Here is a 705-nt window from a genome sequence, read left to right as displayed (position 1 = left end):
CGAATTCTTGACTAGCTAGATGACAACATGATTGAATGAAACTTTGTCGTTGCAATGGAATATTGTCGAAAAATGCTTTCTCTTGATCGGTAAAACCACCAGATTTGCCGATTCTATTACATACGAACCTCATTTCAGCAAGCGCCGCCTGGTCTTCCGCATCAATATACACATATTGTTCCAAAAACTTCATATAAAGTTTACGGGTAGCCATAAATAAAACGGTACCTAAGGTACCATTGACCAATTCATCAGTGAAATTTTTGACACACATGACTTGGGCCCCCGTTTTTAAATGAAGAACTTTATCCACCATAAGATTATTATCAAGCATACTGACGAGAAAAGGGTTTTCTGGATCTTTTGGCTTGGAAAGTGTATACTTTCCCTGGTAAACTGTTTAATTTTGCTTGATTCGCCATCAGAACTTCTTTTAAAGTTGGGTACAACTGTGTTGGTTCTATTCCGTCAGTGTAGTTGATTTGTCGATCCAATTTTTGGAACGCTTCAATGGTTTCATAATTCAAGTTCCCAACACGCACATTGTTCAACATATCAATAAACTCATTATCTCCCTTTTGTCTGAAAACTTGCTTCAACACCACGGTGTTTTCGATAACCTTATTCCAACTTTTAGCCAAAAGCAGAATTTCGGCTGACCAGAATTATCCACAGGTGGCAATTGATAGAAATCACCAGATCCCC

2 protein-coding genes are annotated in these 705 nt (G+C 38.2%); both read right to left on the bottom strand.

The window, feature by feature from the left end; all coding sequences use genetic code 11:
• Nucleotides 1–334, bottom strand: a 334-nt coding sequence (locus HMPREF9371_RS12695) for a hypothetical protein (protein ID WP_009120208.1), incomplete at its 3' end; no start/stop codon positions are given.
• On the bottom strand, nucleotides 327–641 hold the full coding sequence (locus tag HMPREF9371_RS10890) for a DEAD/DEAH box helicase family protein (RefSeq protein ID WP_009120207.1): 315 nt from the start codon (nucleotides 639–641) through the stop codon (nucleotides 327–329). The genes HMPREF9371_RS12695 and HMPREF9371_RS10890, both read right to left, overlap by 8 nt.
• Nucleotides 642–705 lie beyond the last annotated feature (64 nt).

This window comes from Neisseria shayeganii 871, assembly GCF_000226875.1.
In the GTDB taxonomy this organism is placed as follows: Bacteria; Pseudomonadota; Gammaproteobacteria; order Burkholderiales; family Neisseriaceae; genus Eikenella; species Eikenella shayeganii.
Note: the sequence above shows the minus strand (reverse complement) of the source record. Positions and strands in the feature narration are given on the sequence as shown.